This window comes from Kingella oralis, from assembly GCF_014054985.1.
GTDB lineage: Bacteria > Pseudomonadota > Gammaproteobacteria > Burkholderiales > Neisseriaceae > Kingella_B > Kingella_B oralis.
In genome coordinates, this window is the sequence record NZ_CP059569.1 from 1,794,952 (window position 1) to 1,810,640 (window position 15,689).

Consider the following 15,689-nt stretch of genomic DNA (forward strand, 5'->3'; position numbering starts at 1 on the left):
GGGTGGTTTGTTAAAGGGCGTTATTGTAAATTTTTTTGCGCAGGGGGTTTGTTATGATTGCGTAAAGTTAGCAAAAGGCGCGCGGCGGGGCGTTTCAGGCTGCCTGTTGCAGGAAATATTCGGCAAGGGCGGCATCGTCGGGGCGGGTGAGTTTGATGTTGCGGCTGTCGCCTGTTACCAGCGCAGGCTGCAAGCCAAGTTGTTCTACGGCGGATGCGTCGTCGGTGATTTGGCTTAAATCGCTTTGGCTCAGGGCGCGGTGCAATAAGGCAGCCTGAAAGGCTTGCGGGGTTTGCGCTTGCCAAATGCCTTCGCGCGGAATGGTTTGCACGCTGTGCGCTAGCTGTGGGGCGGCTTGGCGTTTGAGCGTATCGGCAACGGGGATGGCGAGCAATGCGCCGTGTTGCTGGGCGTGTGGGTCGTTATCTAGCGCATCCAGCAGGCGGTTGAGCGCGCTTTGCGGCAGGCAGCAGCGGGCGGCATCGTGCACGAGCAAGGTGTCGCTGGGTTGGATGATGCGCTGGGCGAGCAGGTGGGCGATGCCGTTGGCGATGCTTTGGGCGCGGGTGTCGCCGCCTTGGGGGTGGACGCTTGCGTTGGGCGGGAGGGTGATGGCTTGGGCGAACCAATGGTCGGCGGGGGCGATGATGACGGCGATGTGGGCGATGCGGGGGTTGGCGGCGAATAGGTTGAGGGTGTGTTGCAGCATGGGGGTGCCGAGCAGGGGGGCGTATTGCTTGGGGGTGGCTGCGCCGTAGCGGCTGCCGATACCTGCGGCGGGGATTAGGGCGATGTGGGGCATGGGAATCTTTCGGGGATGGTCTTGCGGTTTTGGCTACGTCGAAACGCGCTGCGCTCATTTTAACTTCGTTGAAGCCTGCGGCTTTCAGGCTGCCTTAATGCGGACGGCGTTGGGCGTAAACACAGGTGCGGTCATACAACAAAGGCAGCCTGAAAACTGTATTTTTTGTTTTCAGGCTGCCTATTGCTTTGCTAAACGCTCGCGCTATGCCAGCTTGGCGGCATATTGTTGCAACAATTCTTTAAACGCCTCGCCTGTTTCGGGATGTTTTAAACCATAAGCCAGCGTGGCTTCTAGGTAGCCGATTTTGCTGCCGCAGTCGTAGCGTTGCCCTTCGAAGGCATGGGCGAGCACGGGTTCGTATTCCACCAGTTTGGCGATGGCATCGGTGAGCTGGATTTCGCCGCCTGCGCCGCGCCCAATGGTTTGCAGTAGTTGGAAAATGCGCGGGGTTAAAACGTATCGCCCCACCACGGCGAGATTGGATTCGGTGTCTTCGGGCTTGGGTTTTTCTACGATGCTGTGGATGCGTTGATATTGCTGCCATGCGTTGGTTTCCACCATGCCGTAGGATTGGGTTTGCGAATGGTCAATCGTTTGCACGCCGATGACGCTGCTGCCTGTTTGGTTGTACACATCAATCATTTGTGCAATCGCACCGCGTGGCGCGTCAATCAAATCGTCCGCCAAAATCACGGCAAATGGCTCATTGCCCACCGCAGGCAAGGCGCACAACACCGCGTGCCCCAAGCCCAAAGCTTCGGCTTGGCGCGTGTAAAAACAGCTTACGTGGGCGGGCAAAATGTTTTGCACTTGGGTTAAGAGCTGCTCTTTGTGGCGCAGGGCTAACTCGGTTTCCAGCTCGTAGGCTTTGTCAAAATGGTCTTCAATGCTGCGCTTGCTGCGCCCCGTTACAAAAATAATCTCATCGCAGCCCGCTTCAATCGCCTCTTCCACCGCGTATTGAATCAACGGCTTATCCACAATCGGCAGCATTTCTTTGGGATTGGCTTTGGTGGCGGGCAAAAAGCGCGTGCCCATGCCTGCCACGGGGAATACAACCTTGCGGATACGAGGAAATGGCGTGGTCATTGATGCTCCTTTTTCTTTACACAAAATAACGCGGGCAATTATAACGACACGCCTTTGTTCTGTCAGGTAAAATAGCGCCAACGATTATTCTCCCCCCTTTCAGGCAGCCTGAAATCTGGAAACGGCTGCTTCTTTATTGATTGCCCACCATGTCTCACACCAAACGCATCGCCACCCGCCCTATCAACCCCCAGCTTCAATCCGCCCTGCAAGCCGCAGGCGCAAACCCGCTCATCGCCCAGCTTTACGCCGCGCGCAACGTTGCCGACAGCAGCGAACTCAACGACAGCCTCAAACAGCTTATCCCCTACACCCAGCTCACCAACTGCACCGCCGCCGCCAGCCGCCTTGCCGATGCCATCCAAGCGCAGCAAAAAATCCTGATTATTGCCGATTATGATGCCGACGGCGCCACCGCGTGCAGCGTTGCCATGAAAGGGCTGGCGAGCATGGGCGCGGCGGTGGATTTTTTTGTGCCCAACCGCTTTGAACACGGCTATGGGCTTACCCCCGAGCTTGCCGACATCGCCCACGCCAAAGGCGCAGATTTAATTGTTACCGTGGACAACGGCATCAGCAGCGCCGAAGGCGTGGCGCGCGCCAAAGCGTTGGGGCTGGATGTCATCGTTACCGACCACCACATCGCAGGCAGCGTCATCCCCGACTGCATTATTGTGAACCCCAACCAACGCGGTTGCACCTTCCCCAGCAAAAGTATCGCGGGCGTAGGCGTGATTTTTTATGTGTTGATTGCGCTGCGTGCCGAATTGCGCGCGCGGGATTACTTTTCAGGCTGCCGTGCCATCGCCGAGCCCAAATTAGACGAATTATTAGACCTTGTGGCACTCGGCACAGTCGCTGATGTCGTGCCGCTGGATCACAACAACCGCATTCTTGTGTCGCAAGGTTTAAAACGCATTCGCGCGGGCAAAATGAGCCACGGCATCCGCGCCCTGTTCCAAACCGCCCGATGCAGTGCGCAAAAAGCGCAGCCGTTTGACTTTGGCTACAAAATCGCACCGCGCATCAACGCCGCAGGGCGGCTGGATGATATGTCTATCGGCATCGCCTGCCTGCTTTCAGGCAGCCTGAACGAAGCCGAAAGCATGGCAAGCGAGCTGAACGAACTCAACCAAACGCGCCAAGAAATTGAGCAAGAAATGCTCACCGACATCCTTGCCGATTGCCCCAGCGCCTTGCCCAGCGAACAAACCACGCTGTGCGTGTACCGCGACAGCTTTCATCAAGGCGTAGTCGGCATTGTTGCCAGTCGTTTGAAAGAAAAATTTTACCGCCCCGTGTTTGTGTTCGCGCCCGACGACGATGGCAACTATCGCGGCTCGGGGCGCAGCATCGCGGGCGTGCATCTGCGCGATGTGTTGGATGCCATTTCCAAGCACGCGCCTGAAATCATCATCAAATTTGGTGGGCACGCGATGGCGGCAGGGCTCACGCTGCGTTCAGGCAGCCTGAAAACCTTTGGCGATTTGTTTGAAGACATCGTGCGCAGCCAAGTGAACGAAGATACGCTCTCGCAAACCTTTCTCACCGACGGCAGCCTGAAAGCCAGCGACATCACGCTTGCCAACGCCCAGCTCATCAACGCGCAAATTTGGGGGCAAGGCTTCCCGCCGCCCAGCTTCGCCGACACGTTTCAAGTGCTCCGCCAGCAAAGCATGGGCGCAGACAAAAAACACACCAAAGCATGGCTCACCAAAGAAGGGCAAGAGTTCGAAGCCATGTTTTGGCGATGCGAAGACACGCTGCCGCGCGACATCCGCGTGGTGTACCGCCCCACAGTAAACGAATGGCGCGGCAACACCGAATTGCAGCTTTATGTGGATTATTGGGAGGCGGCGTAGGCAGCCTGAAAACGAGTTGGCACGCCTTTGCAAAATCTAAACGGCAGCCTGAAAACACACCCGCGCCAAGCGCGCATCATCGGCGCAGCCGCGTCCATCGCCAACATTTCCATCGCCCGCGCAAGCGTTCGCCATCCCGCCGCCCTACCCCATTTTCAGGCTGCCCCAAGCACGCACGATTGCCCCGCGCCGCGCCAACCCCATTCCCCGCCCCCAAGGCAGCCTGAAACATCCAACCAACCGCATCACAACCGGAAAGCCCACCATGGACACCCTACTGAGCATGAAAGTCTTCTGCCAAGTCGTGCAAAGCGGCAGCTTCACCCGCGCCGCCGAACGGCTCAACATCTCCATCCCCATGGCAAGCAAACACGTCTCCCATCTGGAAAAAACCATCGGCGCGCAACTGCTCTACCGCAACAACCGCAGCCTGAAACTCACCGAGCAGGGCGATGCCTACTACCGCGACTGCCAAAGCGCGCTGGAACTGCTCGCCCAAGCCGCCGAACACGCCAGCGCAGGCGCCAACCACCCGCAAGGCACGCTGCGCATCGCCGCCCCCGTATGGTTTGCCTGCGACAAATTCGCCCGCATGCTCGCCGCCTACCAAAGCCGCTACCCCGATGTAGAAATAGAACTCACCCTCTCCAACCGCCATGTCGATTTAAACAGCGACGGCGAAGACCTCGCCCTGCGCCTATCCGACAGCCTCGCCGAAAACATCATCGCCAAACGGCTGGGCAACATCCCCTTCTACCTCGTCGCCACCCCCACCTACCTCGCCCGGCACGGCACGCCCCGCGCCCCGCAAGACCTTACCCGGCACCCCGCCATCCTCCCCACCTATGTGGATTTGTCCCGCATGATGACCGAATACCAAGGCAAAACCGTGCCGCTCGAATTCCAAGGCAGCAAAATGCGCAGCAACCACACCCAAATGGTCGCCGCGCTCATCCGCGCCCATGTTGGCATCGGCTATATGCCCGCATGGCTCGCCGACGACGACATCACCACCGGCAGGCTCATCCGCCTCCTGCCCGACTGCCCGATGAGCAGCCCGCCGTTCTACGCCGTGTATGCCAACCGCCAATACATGAAAGCCAAAGTACGCAGCTTTATTGACTTTATGAGCGAGCAAATGACCGCCTGAACACAAACACCCAAACACCAAAGGCAGCCTGAAAAGGGATTTCCCGTTTTCAGGCTGCCTAAACTTTTTGCAAAACCTAAGTGTTAGCAATGAGCAGGGTTATTTCTAATTACCCCAACCGCGCCAACTGCTCCGCCGCCTCTATCGCGTAATACGTCAAAATCCCATCCGCGCCCGCGCGTTTAAAGGCGAGCAGGCTTTCCAAAATCACTTTGTCGCCGTCCAAAAAACCGTTGTCAATTGCCGATTGCAGCATCGCGTATTCGCCCGACACTTGGTAGGCAAAGGTGGGCACGCCAAATTCGTCTTTTACGCGGCGCACCACATCCAAATACGGCAAACCGGGTTTCACCATCACCATATCCGCGCCTTCCATGATGTCCAACGCCACTTCGTGCAGGGCTTCGTTGCTGTTGGCGGGGTCTTGCTGATATTGCTCTTTGGACGATTTGCCCAAATTGCCCGCGCTGCCCACCGCGTCGCGGAACGGCCCGTAAAACGCGGAGGCGTATTTGGCGGAATACGCCATGATGCGCGTGTGGATGTGCCCTGCGTTTTCCAGCGCCACGCGGATGGCGGCGATGCGCCCGTCCATCATGTCGGACGGGGCGACCACTTGCGCGCCTGCTTCGGCGTGGCTTAATGCTTGTTTCACCAGCACTTCTATGGTTTCGTCGTTGAGCACATAGCCTGTGCTGTCGGTTAAGCCGTCTTGCCCGCTGAGCGTGTAGGGGTCTAGCGCGACATCGGTCATAATGCCCAGCTCGGGGAATTCGCGGCGCAGGGCGCGCACGGTGGTTTGCACCAAGCCTTCGGGGTTGTAGGCTTCGCGTGCGTCGGCGGTTTTGTTTTGCGTAACCACGGGGAACAGCGCGAGCATGGGGATGCCCAGTTGGCAGGCGTGTTCGGCAGTTTTTAATAGTAAATCAATGCTTTGGCGTTTGATTTTGGGCATGGAGGCGATGGCTTCTTCGCGGTTTTGCCCTTCCAATACGAACACGGGGTAAATCAAATCGTCGGGCGTGAGCGTGTGTTCGCGCATTAGGCGGCGGCTGAAATCGTCGCGGCGCATACGGCGCATGCGGCTGATGGGGGCTTGGCGGGGGGGGAAGTTCATGTTGGTTTCCTTTTGTTGATTGGGTTAAAGGGCGTTTCAGGCTGCCTTAATGCATTTGTGGGCAGCCTGAAAATCATCCAGCGTTGCCCAAATTTCGCCGCATTCGCCGCAGCCGTAAAAATCTTCGGTTTCATTGAACACGTGGCACACGATGCCGTCGCAATTGGGCTCGAGGCAGGGCTGGCGAAAGCCGTCGTCGGGCGGGGCGGTGAGTTTGGGGTTGTCGGTGTAGCCTGTGGTTTGCTGGCAATGCGGGCATTCAATCATCACCAGCTGCAAGCCCGTGGACTGCATGCGGGTTACAAAATCCTGCGCGTCGGCGCAAAGGGTAAACGGAGTGTGGCAATGGGTGCAGATGGTGTGCATAGGAAGGCAGCCTGAAAATGGGGAAATTTTTTTAACTGTGCAACGCGTGTTGCCGATGGGCGGCGCACTCGGCAGCCTGAAACAGCAAACGGCAGCCTGAAATCTGTTTTCAGGCTGCGTCAAACAATCGCTCGCCGCGCGGATATTCGCGCCATGTTGCCGATTGTGCGCGCAAGGCGGTTTGCAACGATTGCGCCGCCGTTTCGGGTTTCAGGCTGCCGCAAAGAAAAATATCCGCCGCCGCAAAGCTGTGTTCCGCCCAAGTGTGAATCGTGATGTGCGATTCCGCCAGCAGCAGCACGCCCGTTACGCCGCCGCCCGCGCCAAACGTGTGAAAATGCGCCGACAAAATCGTTGCCCCCGCCTGCTGCGCCGCCGCCCGCATCGCGCCTTCCAACGCCGCTGCATCGCGCAACAGCACCGCCGGGCAGCCATATAAATCCAGCAAACCATGCAAGCCGGGGCGATAAGCGCTCATTTGTGCCCGCCCGAATAGCCGCCGTAACCCGAGCCGCCGGGCAGATAAGCGCGGCTGCCCGAGCCGGAGCCCGTGCTGCCCACAATGGCATAATTGCTGAACGTGCCAAAACCAATCGCCAACAGCGCAACGATTAAATAAGTATTCCGATTCATGGCGACTCCTTCGCTGCCAAATCCTGCGCACGCGCCGCCTGCCGCAATTCCAGCTGCCGCGCGTGAAACTCGCCCATGCTCTCCAAACCGCGCAAATGCCGCGATAATTCCGTGAGCGCGCGCTCGTAAACATACCGTTTAAATTCAATCACTTCATCAATCGGCGCCCAATATTCGTGCCAACGCCAGCCGTCAAATTCAGGCTGCTGCGTAGCGCGCAAATGCATATCGCTATCCTGCCCCACAAAGCGCAGCAAAAACCAAATCTGCTTTTGCCCGCGGTACGAGCCGCGCCATTCGCGCCGCACCCAATTATTCGGCACATCATAGCGCAGCCAATCGCGCGTGCGCCCCAAAAGTTTAACGTGCTGCGGCAGCAAGCCCACTTCTTCAAACAGCTCGCGATACATCGCCGTTTCAGGGCTTTCCCCGGGCTTAATCCCACCCTGCGGAAACTGCCACGCATGTTCGCGCACGCGCTTTCCCCAAAACACACGATTATCCTGATTGAGCAAAATAATACCGACATTCGGTCGGTATCCTTCCCTGTCCAGCATCGTGCCACTCCAAAAAATCAATGCCCGAATTTTCCCACAAAACCCAAAAAGCTGCCAACACGCTATAATCCGCGCAGCCCGTTTCAGGCTGCCTCAACGCCCGCGCGATAGCCCTAAGGCAGCCTGAAAACCATAAAGCAGACCTTGTTTGCAAAACAGCTCAGTTTCCACCCAAAGGCAGCCTGAAAATCCATCCCGCGCAGCCAAAAGCAAAAAGGACACCCAAATGACCGAACTTGCCCAACTCATCCAAACCGCCGGCTACGGCGAAGTGCAAGAAACCCTGCAATTTCTGCTGGAAGAATGCAGCCTAGACCAAGCACCCGACCGCGAAGAAATCGCCCAATGGCGCGACATTCTCGCCACGCGCGGCGGCAAATTCCAAGCCCTCGCCCAACAATGCCAACAATTTCTCAACGAACTCGCATGACGCTCCCCAAAAACAAATGGCTCGCCGCCGCCCTATTGTGGCTCATCGCAGGCATATACAGCCTCATCTTCCGCGAAAGCAACAGCCACCTCGCCCCGCCGTTTCCCCATTTTGACAAAATCGCCCATGCCGCCCTGTTTTTCGCCCAAACATGGCTGCTCGCCAAAGCATGGCTCGCCGAGCGCAAACGCCCGCCCATCGCCGCCCTGTTTTTCTTCGCCCTGTGCTACGCCATCAGCAGCGAAATCGCCCAACACCTGTTCACCCAAACACGCCAAGGCGACCCGTTCGATGCTCTTGCCGATATGGCGGGCAGCGGCATCGCCCTTTATCTCGCCCGCCGCGCCTATCAACACTACAATAGGCAGCCTGAAAATAATTCCGTTTAATTTCATTTGATTGTTATCCCGCTGGCGGAAACCGTTTGACAACGCAAGCAAAGCTAAGCATAATGCGCGACTTCATTCCCCGATAGCTCAGTCGGTAGAGCGACGGACTGTTAATCCGCAGGTCGCTGGTTCGAGCCCAGCTCGGGGAGCCAAATTTATGCCGTCTAAACAATCGTTTAGGCGGTTTTCTTTTATAGAGCTATGGCTCTTATTGTTTTCTTGTGTCCAAATTGTGTCCAACACATCCGCATGAACCAGCAAATGTTCGGATGATAGATGGGCATATCGCTCTACCATCTTGGCATTTTCCCAACCGCCCATTTCTTTCAAAACGGCAATCGGTACGCCGCGTTGGATTAACCAACTTGCCCATGTATGGCGCAAGTCGTGCCATCTGAAATCGTGGATACCTGCTTCTTTTAGGCAATCCTTCCATATTCTGCTGCTGATGCTGTGGAGCTTTTTACCGTTGTTTTGGGTAAATACATACACGGCGCAACGTTTTTGTTGTTGCAGAATGTGGAGGGCGGTTTGATTGAGTGGAACGCCAATAGCTTGTCCGCCTTTGGTTTGGTCGGCATTTATCCATGCGGTGCGCCGTTGGATGTCTATTTGTTCCCACTTCAATTCCAACACGTTGCGTTGGCGTAAACCTGTTGCCAAAGAAAAGGCGGCTAAATCGTGCAATAGGGTATGGCGCTGGGCGAGCACATCAAGCAGCTTTTGCGCTTCGGCAGGTTTAAGCCAGCGGATGCGTTTTTTGGGTTCTTGATACAGCGTTAGCCGTGGTGCGTGGTCTAGCCATTCCCATTCTCGCGCGGCTTTGTTCAAGATGGCTCGGATTAGGGCAAGATAGCGGTTTTTAGTGCTGTTGCCACAAGGCAAGGCAATCACGGTTTGCATAATGGTGCGACGGTCTAAACTGGCTAAATCTTTACCGCGTAACGCGCCCAATGCGCGCAAACGTCCGATGTCGCTACGGATGCTTTTTTTGTCTTGCTTTTCTTTCAGCCATTTGGCAGCGGCTTCGTCCCAAAGGCGTTTGGGGCGAACTTTGAGATGCTGCTGTTGCCACAATTCGTGTTTCAGTTGTTCCAACAGTTTTTTGGCTTGTTGGTAGTCTTGTGTGCCAGTAGAGCGTCTAATTCTTTCGCCGCTCGCTGTCCTGATGTCAAGATACCAAGTACCGTTTCGTTGGTATAAGCCTGTTTGTTTTTTAGGCTGTCGTTTGGGTTTGTTTGATTGACTGATTTGAGTTGATTTGGGCATTGTTGTTTACTCCTGCTGCGAGCCAATGCCTGCACGGATTGATTTTCAGCTTCGGCAATGAGCGCGTCAAGATGGATTTTGCGGATGCAATAGCTACGCCCGATTTTGGCGGCAACGAGTTTGCCGCTGCGTATCATTTCGCGCACCGTTTCGGGGTGGCATTTGAGATAGGCAGCGGCTTGGGCGACGTTGTAGGTTTCGCTATTCACTTACGCTTCCTTTCTATCGGCTCACTACGATTACAATCGTCAGCAAAACGCTTTGTACAACAAAACCCAGTAGCAAAAGCGTTTTCAGGCTGCCTGAAAACCGTGTCCAGTGTTGCTGGATATGCTGCTGGGTTTGTTGTTGCAAACGTTGGCTAATTTGGTTGTACAAATTGGTTTCATTTTCTTGCTGCGATTTGGCATTGCTGGCAAGAATCTCTTTAATAATTTCCGCTTTGAGCTCTTGCAGCTCTTCGCTGGCTTCAATAATCGGCGTGGCAGTTTCGGTTAGGGCAGCCTGAAAATGGGCTATATCGTGTTGGAACTGTGCGATTTGCTGCTTTTGGATGTTTTCCATTACGGTCGCAAACATGGCTTGCATGATTAACATATCGCGGATGGATACATCATGCGGTTCAACTTTCAACCCTGCGCGGTGATAAACCGCCGTGCTGATTTCATCGGCATTCAAGAGTTTCAGCTTCGTGTTAGGTTTTGCATCTGCATTCATGCTGGCTTATCCGCTTCGGGCAAAGTGTGTTTCTTGTGCCACGCTTGGCTGGCAAGAAAAGGCACTCGGTCTAACTCCGCCCAAATGATGTTGCGAAACTCTGCTAAACGGGTGCGCGTCCAACGTCCAAAATCAGCACTTTTAGCAACTTCATGGAACGTAGCATTGTGTTCTGTCATTTGTTTAATATCATCGCCATAGGTATCTGCATTCATTACTGGAATGCGAACAATGCCTGCAATTTTGTTGCGGTAGGCATTGCAAATTTCAAACTCTTCAAACGGTTTACCTTGTTCTTGAATCTCACCATGTAAATGCTCATTGAGCCAAACAACAACTTGCGCATCAATGCTACTTAACACCCGCGCCAAACCTTTGATACATTCATTTTTCGCTTGCCCACCATTCAGCGGAACGTGCATCACCATGCGCACATTTTCATTGATTAACATCGCATCCACATTCGCTTCGGCGATATAGGTCATCAACGGGTCAAAAGTAGATGTGCCTGTATCAATCACAGCAATGCCCTTATCATCAATTAAAGTGTCTAACAAACCGTCAAATTTTTTGATGTTAATCACAGGGCGGTCATCCGCTTTAATATTGATGTATTTAGCCTTTAATGCTTTATATTCCGCAAAAGTTGCGTTATCAGGGTCGGTGTCAAAGCAAAAAAGCTTGTCTTCCGCACGGTCTTGCAAATATTGCGCCAACAACATAGCTACAAAGGATTTGCCTACGCCACCTTTGGATTGGGTAACAAAATGCACTTCTTTCATTTCAAAACCTCTCTAAGTTCAAATTTAAATTCAAAATCAACAATCAAATGATTATTCACAAGAAAAAAACCACTTTGAGCTCGGAAATGGTTTTTGCATTGTGAACAACAGCATTCAGGCAGCCTGAAAGCAAAAAAAGCCGCCAACGATATGCCCATCGTGGCGGCGTAAAGCGCTACGGAAGAAGAAACAAACCGCAGCAGGAGTTAAATCTTTATCTTTTCTTACTAGCGAATCGCACAAACTGCACCACAACAGCAAGAATCCCCACAACTCCACAACCCATCAGCAACTTTACCAAAGTTACTTTGGTATCTATGGATATATCAAAGCAAATAACGAGTGCAGAACCTATTACTGCAGCCAACAAAATAGCTGCTGCATTTGAATAAAATTCGCGCAAGGTTTGCTTATAGTGGTGTATATCGCATGATATTTTCTCTTCAGTAGTTTTCATGTATTCGCCTTTTCTTAGTGTTACTTTACTGCCCTACATCCACCCATTTGCCCCCTTGTTTCGGGTCGCCCACATATTTCACGGTGTCGCTTACGCGCGTCCATTCGTGGTTGTGATAGGCGGAGCAGTAGGATGGTTTGGCATTGAGCACCACCACTTTTTGCACATCTTGGCACTCTTGCACGGGTTTGCGATTGCCCCTGCTGCCCATAACGCTTTTATTGGCAACCGGTTTGCACTCGCGCACGGCAATGGTGCGACGCATCACACGATTTAACTCTTGGGCATCGCATCGCCCTGCACCATTTGCCAAGGCGCGATTTAACTCTTTAATGCCCTTCTCGCCAGATGTGGGGCAAAGGTTCAAAAAGTTCTCCCGCGCTTGAATTGTTTTGTGCGGTTTCTTGTGATGAATGCTGAAATAGCGTTGCAAAGACGGATTGCACTCGCTGGGGCGAGTGCCACTGGATAAGCACAAAATGGCTTCGCAGGCGAGTTTAGTGTCGCCTGTAAGCAAATCAGGCTGGGTTGCGGGGTTGGCGGGCGCAGCGGATGCTATGCCGGGTGCGAGCAGCGCGGCAGTTAATAGAATGGCGAGTTTGGATTTCATAATAATCTCCTAGTTGAGAAAAAGGAAAGGCAGCCTGAAATCGATGTATTGATTTTCAGACCGCCTGAAAGGGGGTATCGCTGCCACAATGTTTTTCGGTTTCCACGACCGCCACAATGTTTTTGGCTTTCCACTGCCGTTTGGGGTGGCTTTGATACCCGTTGAGAAAAAATTAAATAAAAAGGTTATGGTTTCCCCCGCTCCACCCGCCATTCAAACGCATACAACACGCTATCGGGCGAGGCGTAATCATTCATGCAATCTCGCAAGATACGGGAATAGGCATAACCACCGTTGGCATAGGCAAGCATTCGTTTGGGATGCGCTCGCAAATCATTGCGCACCATAAAACGCAGCACGCAAAAAAGCAGGGGCACAACCAAAACGATAAGCAGCAGGCAAATCAGCACCTGCCCTATTCCATCCTGAATCCATTGTGGGTAATCAGGAAAAAGGGATAACAGAAATAGCAGAGCAAAGGTAATGGCTGCGTCAATCCATAACAGCAATCCAAAGATGAATGCGACATAGTGTTCAAACAACAGTTTGATAAAGAGATGCTTCACAGCGCAGTCATTCGCCCATACCGTCTGCGCGTATAGGCATTTTCAGGCTGCCGTGCCAGTCGCACTACAAAATAGCCTGTGCGCTGTTCCAGCTTCACCCAACCCTCACGCATGGCAGCAATGGCACACTTTCGTTTGCCCTCATCGGCAGCATCAAAATCGGAAACGGTGATAAATGGGCGATAGGCGAGAATGCCCAGTAATTTCTCTTGTGTCCATTTGCGGCTCATGGCGCATCCTTTTAATAAAAAGCCGCCTCTTCGGCAGGCGGCAAACCGTGCAGGTTCACGTTATCCTGCAAACGCCGAAAATACTGTGTGCAACCACAATATTTCAGTCTCTCAAGAGCAATTGATTGCGTTCATGCCTATGCCTAGGCATTACTATGGCGTGTACACGAATACGAAATCACACCACACACGCCTGAGCCGCTTACGTCGTTTGCCCTGTTGCAAGAGCAAACGTCCCAAGTGATGCGATTAAGTTAAAAAGGCAACCTGAAAAACCAAACGTTCAGACTGCCCCGAAAAGGTGGGCATCTGACCACCCGTGTTAAGATTAAGTTTCCGACTAAAACCTTTTCACAAAACAGAAAGATGCCCATGGAAATCATCATTTCAATACTTAGTTTGATTGTCGCAACATTTGCGTTTATCTTGGCTTATATCCAAGTCCGCAACCAAATCCGACCCAACATCAAAATCGCCTTGGTACACAGCACAGAGTTTGGCGATACCATGCAAATAGAATTAAGCCGTTTGCCACAATGTTATCAACTGCGTTCTGTTTCCGTCGTGTGCCAACGAAAATGCGTTATTCTGAATTACGGCATCGGCACATTCTCACAAAATGCCCCACAAACCATTCAACCTAGCGACACCATCCAATTAGGCTATTGGATTAACGCAGACGACAGTAACACACCAAGCTCACTCACTTTTTGGTTCACAGTTGCCAAATCGCCCTACAAACGAGCCTTGCGTTTAGGATTCAGAAGTGTTTTATCTCCTTATTTTGCAGGCTGTGAACTACCCGTGGTCAGCAGAACCAATGACATCATTTAATCAACTAACCAGCTGCCAAAGCCGCCAGCAACCCCGCAACAATAAAAGCAGCAATATAGACCATCTTCATAAAAAGATGCGTACGCCCGTCATACCTGAGCCCCCAGTGATAATCCCAAACATCAAAGACCAACAGCAAAACCGCAGGCACCAAAAACACAAGTGCGGGAGCGAGAGGATAATCAGCCAACCAAGCAGAAATAAAGTCCATATCATTCTTTCAAAAATTCCCACACCCAAACCTGCTCAATCCAATCAACATCCAAACAGGCTTAAATCTGAAAACAAAAAAAATAAAAACCACTCAAAAAACGATTTTCAGGCTGCCACTAAAACTCAAAAACCCAAAAGCAGCCTGAAACCGTTTGCTATGAAAAACAAATCCCCAGCCGAGCGCGAAACACGCCACGGCAAAGGGTGCGCAGGCTATGCCCGAAGGCAGGGAAACTGCGTTGGGGGCGCGTCCGTGGATTAGCCCCGCATCGCGGATACGCCGCGATTACAAGATACGTCCAACTGCCGCCTGTCCACGGACGCACTCGCGCTACCCGTATGCACGGCATTCTGATTAAGGCGGATTGGATGCCGCCTGCAACCTTTGATACGCATTTCACCGATAAGCCACACAAGATTAGCCGCGTTTCATAGCGAAAAAATTTCTGCCGAGCCACAAAAAGAAGCCGCGCAAAAAGACGAAAGGAACGCGCCAATCTTGATAAAGACCAAGCATCGGGTGGTTGATACGTTTGCCGAATTGTTAAAGAACTGGGGTACTGCTTTGATGTGCGAAGTATATTTTAAATATATCGGAAAGTCTATCAAAAATATATTTTCATGCCGATATTTATTTTATCGTATTGATTTATATAAATATTATTTTTGTCATATCTGTCGTTTTATTGCCGATTTGGCATAGATTGCAAGCCATTTGCTCTTCAAGAGCAACAAAAAGGCAGCCTGAAAACAAAGAGTACTGTTTTCAAGCTGCCTTTTTATGGGAATGATGGTTGCACAAAATAACCTTTTAGGTTAAAATTAACCTAATTGGTTAATTGAGAGCATCATGGAAAAAAGAACGCCGCATTGCAGCCTAGAAAGAGTAAAAGCCTTGTTGGCAGAAGAAAAAGTCCGCGCAACCCGTGTAGCACTGGTTGGTGCGGAGCTTTTAGGCATTGATTATGACGAAATGCAAAATATCGTGAGCAACCTAAACCGTTCAGACTTCTATAAAAGCATGACCACTCATGCAGACCATACAATTTGGCAAGATGTATATCGCCCAACCGTTGAGCCCTACGGCGATTTGTATATCAAGCTAACCGTAATAGACGATGTTTTAATAGTTTCATTCAAGGAGCGTTAATTATGATGAAATGTCCCGTGTGTGGCGCAGCAGAATTAGTGCACGATGTGCGCGATATTCCTTATACCTACAAAGGGAAAACAACCATTATTCCCCAAGTAGAAGCGGATTTTTGCCCTGCGTGTGGCGAATCGCTAACCGCGCCTGATGAAAGCCGCCGAATGATGAATTTAATGGGCGAATTTCATAAACAAGTAAACAATGAAATCGCTAGCCCCAGCTTTATCCGCAATGTTCGCGCCAAACTTAATTTAAGCCAACGCGAAGCGGGCGAACTGTTTGGCGGTGGCGTAAATGCTTTTTCTCGCTACGAAACAGGTAAAGCAGCCCCACCAAAATTGTTGGTTATGATGTTTAAAATGCTGGATAGCAATCCTAGCCTTTTAGAGCAGTTGCGGAACTAATTATTCATAGAAAGGCAGCCTGAAAACAAAATCCTGTTTTCAGGCTGCCTTAATTCCTT

Annotated in this window: 22 protein-coding genes, 1 tRNA gene and 1 pseudogene; 8 read left to right on the forward strand and 16 right to left on the reverse strand. The window is 52.3% G+C overall.

Features of this window, described 5'->3' with window-relative positions; translation table 11 throughout:
* Window positions 1-94: 94 nt before the first annotated feature.
* Window positions 95-802 (reverse strand): 2-C-methyl-D-erythritol 4-phosphate cytidylyltransferase, encoded by a 708-nt coding sequence (gene ispD, locus H3L93_RS09570; protein WP_003793670.1) that lies wholly within the window; start codon window positions 800-802, stop codon window positions 95-97.
* A gap of 204 nt (window positions 803-1,006) precedes the next feature.
* A complete protein-coding gene (gene galU / locus H3L93_RS09575; RefSeq protein WP_003793669.1) occupies window positions 1,007-1,894 on the reverse strand; it encodes a UTP--glucose-1-phosphate uridylyltransferase GalU in 888 nt (295 codons plus the stop codon).
* Window positions 1,895-2,043: 149 nt separating this feature from the next.
* Here galU and recJ point away from each other — a divergent pair, with 149 nt between their 5' ends.
* Together recJ and H3L93_RS09585 are read left to right on the forward strand one after the other, a co-directional pair.
* Window positions 2,044-3,756, forward strand: coding sequence for a single-stranded-DNA-specific exonuclease RecJ (gene recJ, locus H3L93_RS09580; protein WP_003793668.1), 1,713 nt, complete (start codon window positions 2,044-2,046; stop codon window positions 3,754-3,756).
* A gap of 265 nt (window positions 3,757-4,021) precedes the next feature.
* Window positions 4,022-4,906, forward strand: a complete 885-nt coding sequence (locus H3L93_RS09585) for a LysR family transcriptional regulator (protein WP_003793666.1) — start codon at window positions 4,022-4,024, stop codon at window positions 4,904-4,906.
* A 109-nt stretch (window positions 4,907-5,015) separates the two neighbouring features.
* Here H3L93_RS09585 and hemB read toward each other — a convergent pair whose 3' ends face one another.
* The 5 genes from hemB to H3L93_RS09610 form a co-directional block, all read right to left on the reverse strand.
* On the reverse strand, window positions 5,016-6,023 hold the full coding sequence (gene hemB, locus H3L93_RS09590) for a porphobilinogen synthase (RefSeq protein ID WP_003793665.1): 1,008 nt from the start codon (window positions 6,021-6,023) through the stop codon (window positions 5,016-5,018).
* Window positions 6,024-6,059: 36 nt separating this feature from the next.
* On the reverse strand, window positions 6,060-6,389 hold the full coding sequence (locus H3L93_RS09595; protein WP_040558071.1) for a hypothetical protein: 330 nt from the start codon (window positions 6,387-6,389) through the stop codon (window positions 6,060-6,062).
* A gap of 109 nt (window positions 6,390-6,498) precedes the next feature.
* Window positions 6,499-6,867 (reverse strand): adenosylmethionine decarboxylase, encoded by a 369-nt coding sequence (speD, locus tag H3L93_RS09600; RefSeq protein ID WP_003793663.1) that lies wholly within the window; start codon window positions 6,865-6,867, stop codon window positions 6,499-6,501.
* Window positions 6,864-7,022: a hypothetical protein gene (locus H3L93_RS09605; RefSeq protein WP_003793662.1), complete on the reverse strand. Its 159-nt coding sequence runs from the start codon at window positions 7,020-7,022 to the stop codon at window positions 6,864-6,866. Before H3L93_RS09605 ends, speD begins: the two co-directional genes overlap by 4 nt.
* Window positions 7,019-7,579: an RNA pyrophosphohydrolase gene (locus H3L93_RS09610; protein WP_003793661.1), complete on the reverse strand. Its 561-nt coding sequence runs from the start codon at window positions 7,577-7,579 to the stop codon at window positions 7,019-7,021. The genes H3L93_RS09605 and H3L93_RS09610 overlap by 4 nt, the downstream gene beginning before the upstream one ends.
* A gap of 226 nt (window positions 7,580-7,805) precedes the next feature.
* Here H3L93_RS09610 and H3L93_RS09615 point away from each other — a divergent pair, with 226 nt between their 5' ends.
* The 3 genes from H3L93_RS09615 to H3L93_RS09625 all read left to right on the forward strand — a co-directional run bounded on the left by H3L93_RS09615 (window position 7,806) and on the right by H3L93_RS09625 (window position 8,550).
* Window positions 7,806-8,009, forward strand: coding sequence for a hypothetical protein (locus H3L93_RS09615; RefSeq protein WP_003793659.1), 204 nt, complete (start codon window positions 7,806-7,808; stop codon window positions 8,007-8,009).
* Window positions 8,006-8,398, forward strand: a complete 393-nt coding sequence (locus H3L93_RS09620) for a VanZ family protein (protein WP_003793658.1) — start codon at window positions 8,006-8,008, stop codon at window positions 8,396-8,398. The genes H3L93_RS09615 and H3L93_RS09620 overlap by 4 nt, the downstream gene beginning before the upstream one ends.
* 76 nt (window positions 8,399-8,474) lie before the next feature.
* Window positions 8,475-8,550, forward strand: a tRNA-Asn gene (locus tag H3L93_RS09625).
* A gap of 172 nt (window positions 8,551-8,722) precedes the next feature.
* Here the strand turns inward: H3L93_RS09625 and H3L93_RS13505 are convergent.
* The 8 genes and pseudogenes from H3L93_RS13505 to H3L93_RS09665 form a co-directional block, all read right to left on the reverse strand.
* A pseudogene (locus H3L93_RS13505) lies at window positions 8,723-9,301 on the reverse strand (tyrosine-type recombinase/integrase); the annotation flags it as partial.
* Between the two features lie 182 nt (window positions 9,302-9,483).
* The gene (locus H3L93_RS09635) at window positions 9,484-9,876 is read right to left on the reverse strand and encodes a helix-turn-helix domain-containing protein (RefSeq protein WP_003793656.1); all 393 of its coding nucleotides are present in this window, start codon (window positions 9,874-9,876) and stop codon (window positions 9,484-9,486) included.
* Window positions 9,877-9,889: 13 nt separating this feature from the next.
* A complete protein-coding gene (locus tag H3L93_RS09640; protein WP_003793655.1) occupies window positions 9,890-10,384 on the reverse strand; it encodes a hypothetical protein in 495 nt (164 codons plus the stop codon).
* Window positions 10,381-11,166 carry a nucleotide-binding protein gene (locus H3L93_RS09645; RefSeq protein WP_003793654.1) on the reverse strand — a complete coding sequence of 262 codons (786 nt, stop codon included), beginning with the start codon at window positions 11,164-11,166 and terminating at the stop codon, window positions 10,381-10,383. The genes H3L93_RS09640 and H3L93_RS09645 overlap by 4 nt, the downstream gene beginning before the upstream one ends.
* 214 nt (window positions 11,167-11,380) lie before the next feature.
* A complete protein-coding gene (locus H3L93_RS09650) occupies window positions 11,381-11,623 on the reverse strand; it encodes a hypothetical protein (RefSeq protein WP_003793652.1) in 243 nt (80 codons plus the stop codon).
* A gap of 25 nt (window positions 11,624-11,648) precedes the next feature.
* Window positions 11,649-12,233: a TrbM/KikA/MpfK family conjugal transfer protein gene (locus tag H3L93_RS09655; protein WP_003793651.1), complete on the reverse strand. Its 585-nt coding sequence runs from the start codon at window positions 12,231-12,233 to the stop codon at window positions 11,649-11,651.
* Window positions 12,234-12,418: 185 nt separating this feature from the next.
* Window positions 12,419-12,799 (reverse strand): hypothetical protein, encoded by a 381-nt coding sequence (locus H3L93_RS09660; RefSeq protein ID WP_003793649.1) that lies wholly within the window; start codon window positions 12,797-12,799, stop codon window positions 12,419-12,421.
* On the reverse strand, window positions 12,796-13,029 hold the full coding sequence (locus tag H3L93_RS09665; protein ID WP_003793648.1) for a hypothetical protein: 234 nt from the start codon (window positions 13,027-13,029) through the stop codon (window positions 12,796-12,798). The genes H3L93_RS09660 and H3L93_RS09665 overlap by 4 nt, the downstream gene beginning before the upstream one ends.
* Window positions 13,030-13,401: 372 nt before the next feature.
* On the opposite strand from H3L93_RS09665, the gene H3L93_RS09670 reads away from it, so the two are divergent.
* Entirely contained in the window at window positions 13,402-13,863 is a 462-nt protein-coding gene (locus H3L93_RS09670; RefSeq protein ID WP_003793647.1) for a hypothetical protein, read from the forward strand.
* A 4-nt stretch (window positions 13,864-13,867) separates the two neighbouring features.
* On the opposite strand, the gene H3L93_RS09675 is transcribed toward H3L93_RS09670, so the two are convergent.
* Window positions 13,868-14,074 (reverse strand): hypothetical protein, encoded by a 207-nt coding sequence (locus H3L93_RS09675; protein WP_040558068.1) that lies wholly within the window; start codon window positions 14,072-14,074, stop codon window positions 13,868-13,870.
* 852 nt (window positions 14,075-14,926) lie between these two features.
* On the opposite strand from H3L93_RS09675, the gene H3L93_RS09680 reads away from it, so the two are divergent.
* Together H3L93_RS09680 and H3L93_RS09685 are read left to right on the forward strand one after the other, a co-directional pair.
* The gene (locus H3L93_RS09680; RefSeq protein WP_003793643.1) at window positions 14,927-15,226 is read left to right on the forward strand and encodes a type II toxin-antitoxin system MqsR family toxin; all 300 of its coding nucleotides are present in this window, start codon (window positions 14,927-14,929) and stop codon (window positions 15,224-15,226) included.
* A gap of 38 nt (window positions 15,227-15,264) precedes the next feature.
* Window positions 15,265-15,630, forward strand: a complete 366-nt coding sequence (locus tag H3L93_RS09685; RefSeq protein ID WP_246313970.1) for a type II TA system antitoxin MqsA family protein — start codon at window positions 15,265-15,267, stop codon at window positions 15,628-15,630.
* Window positions 15,631-15,689 lie beyond the last annotated feature (59 nt).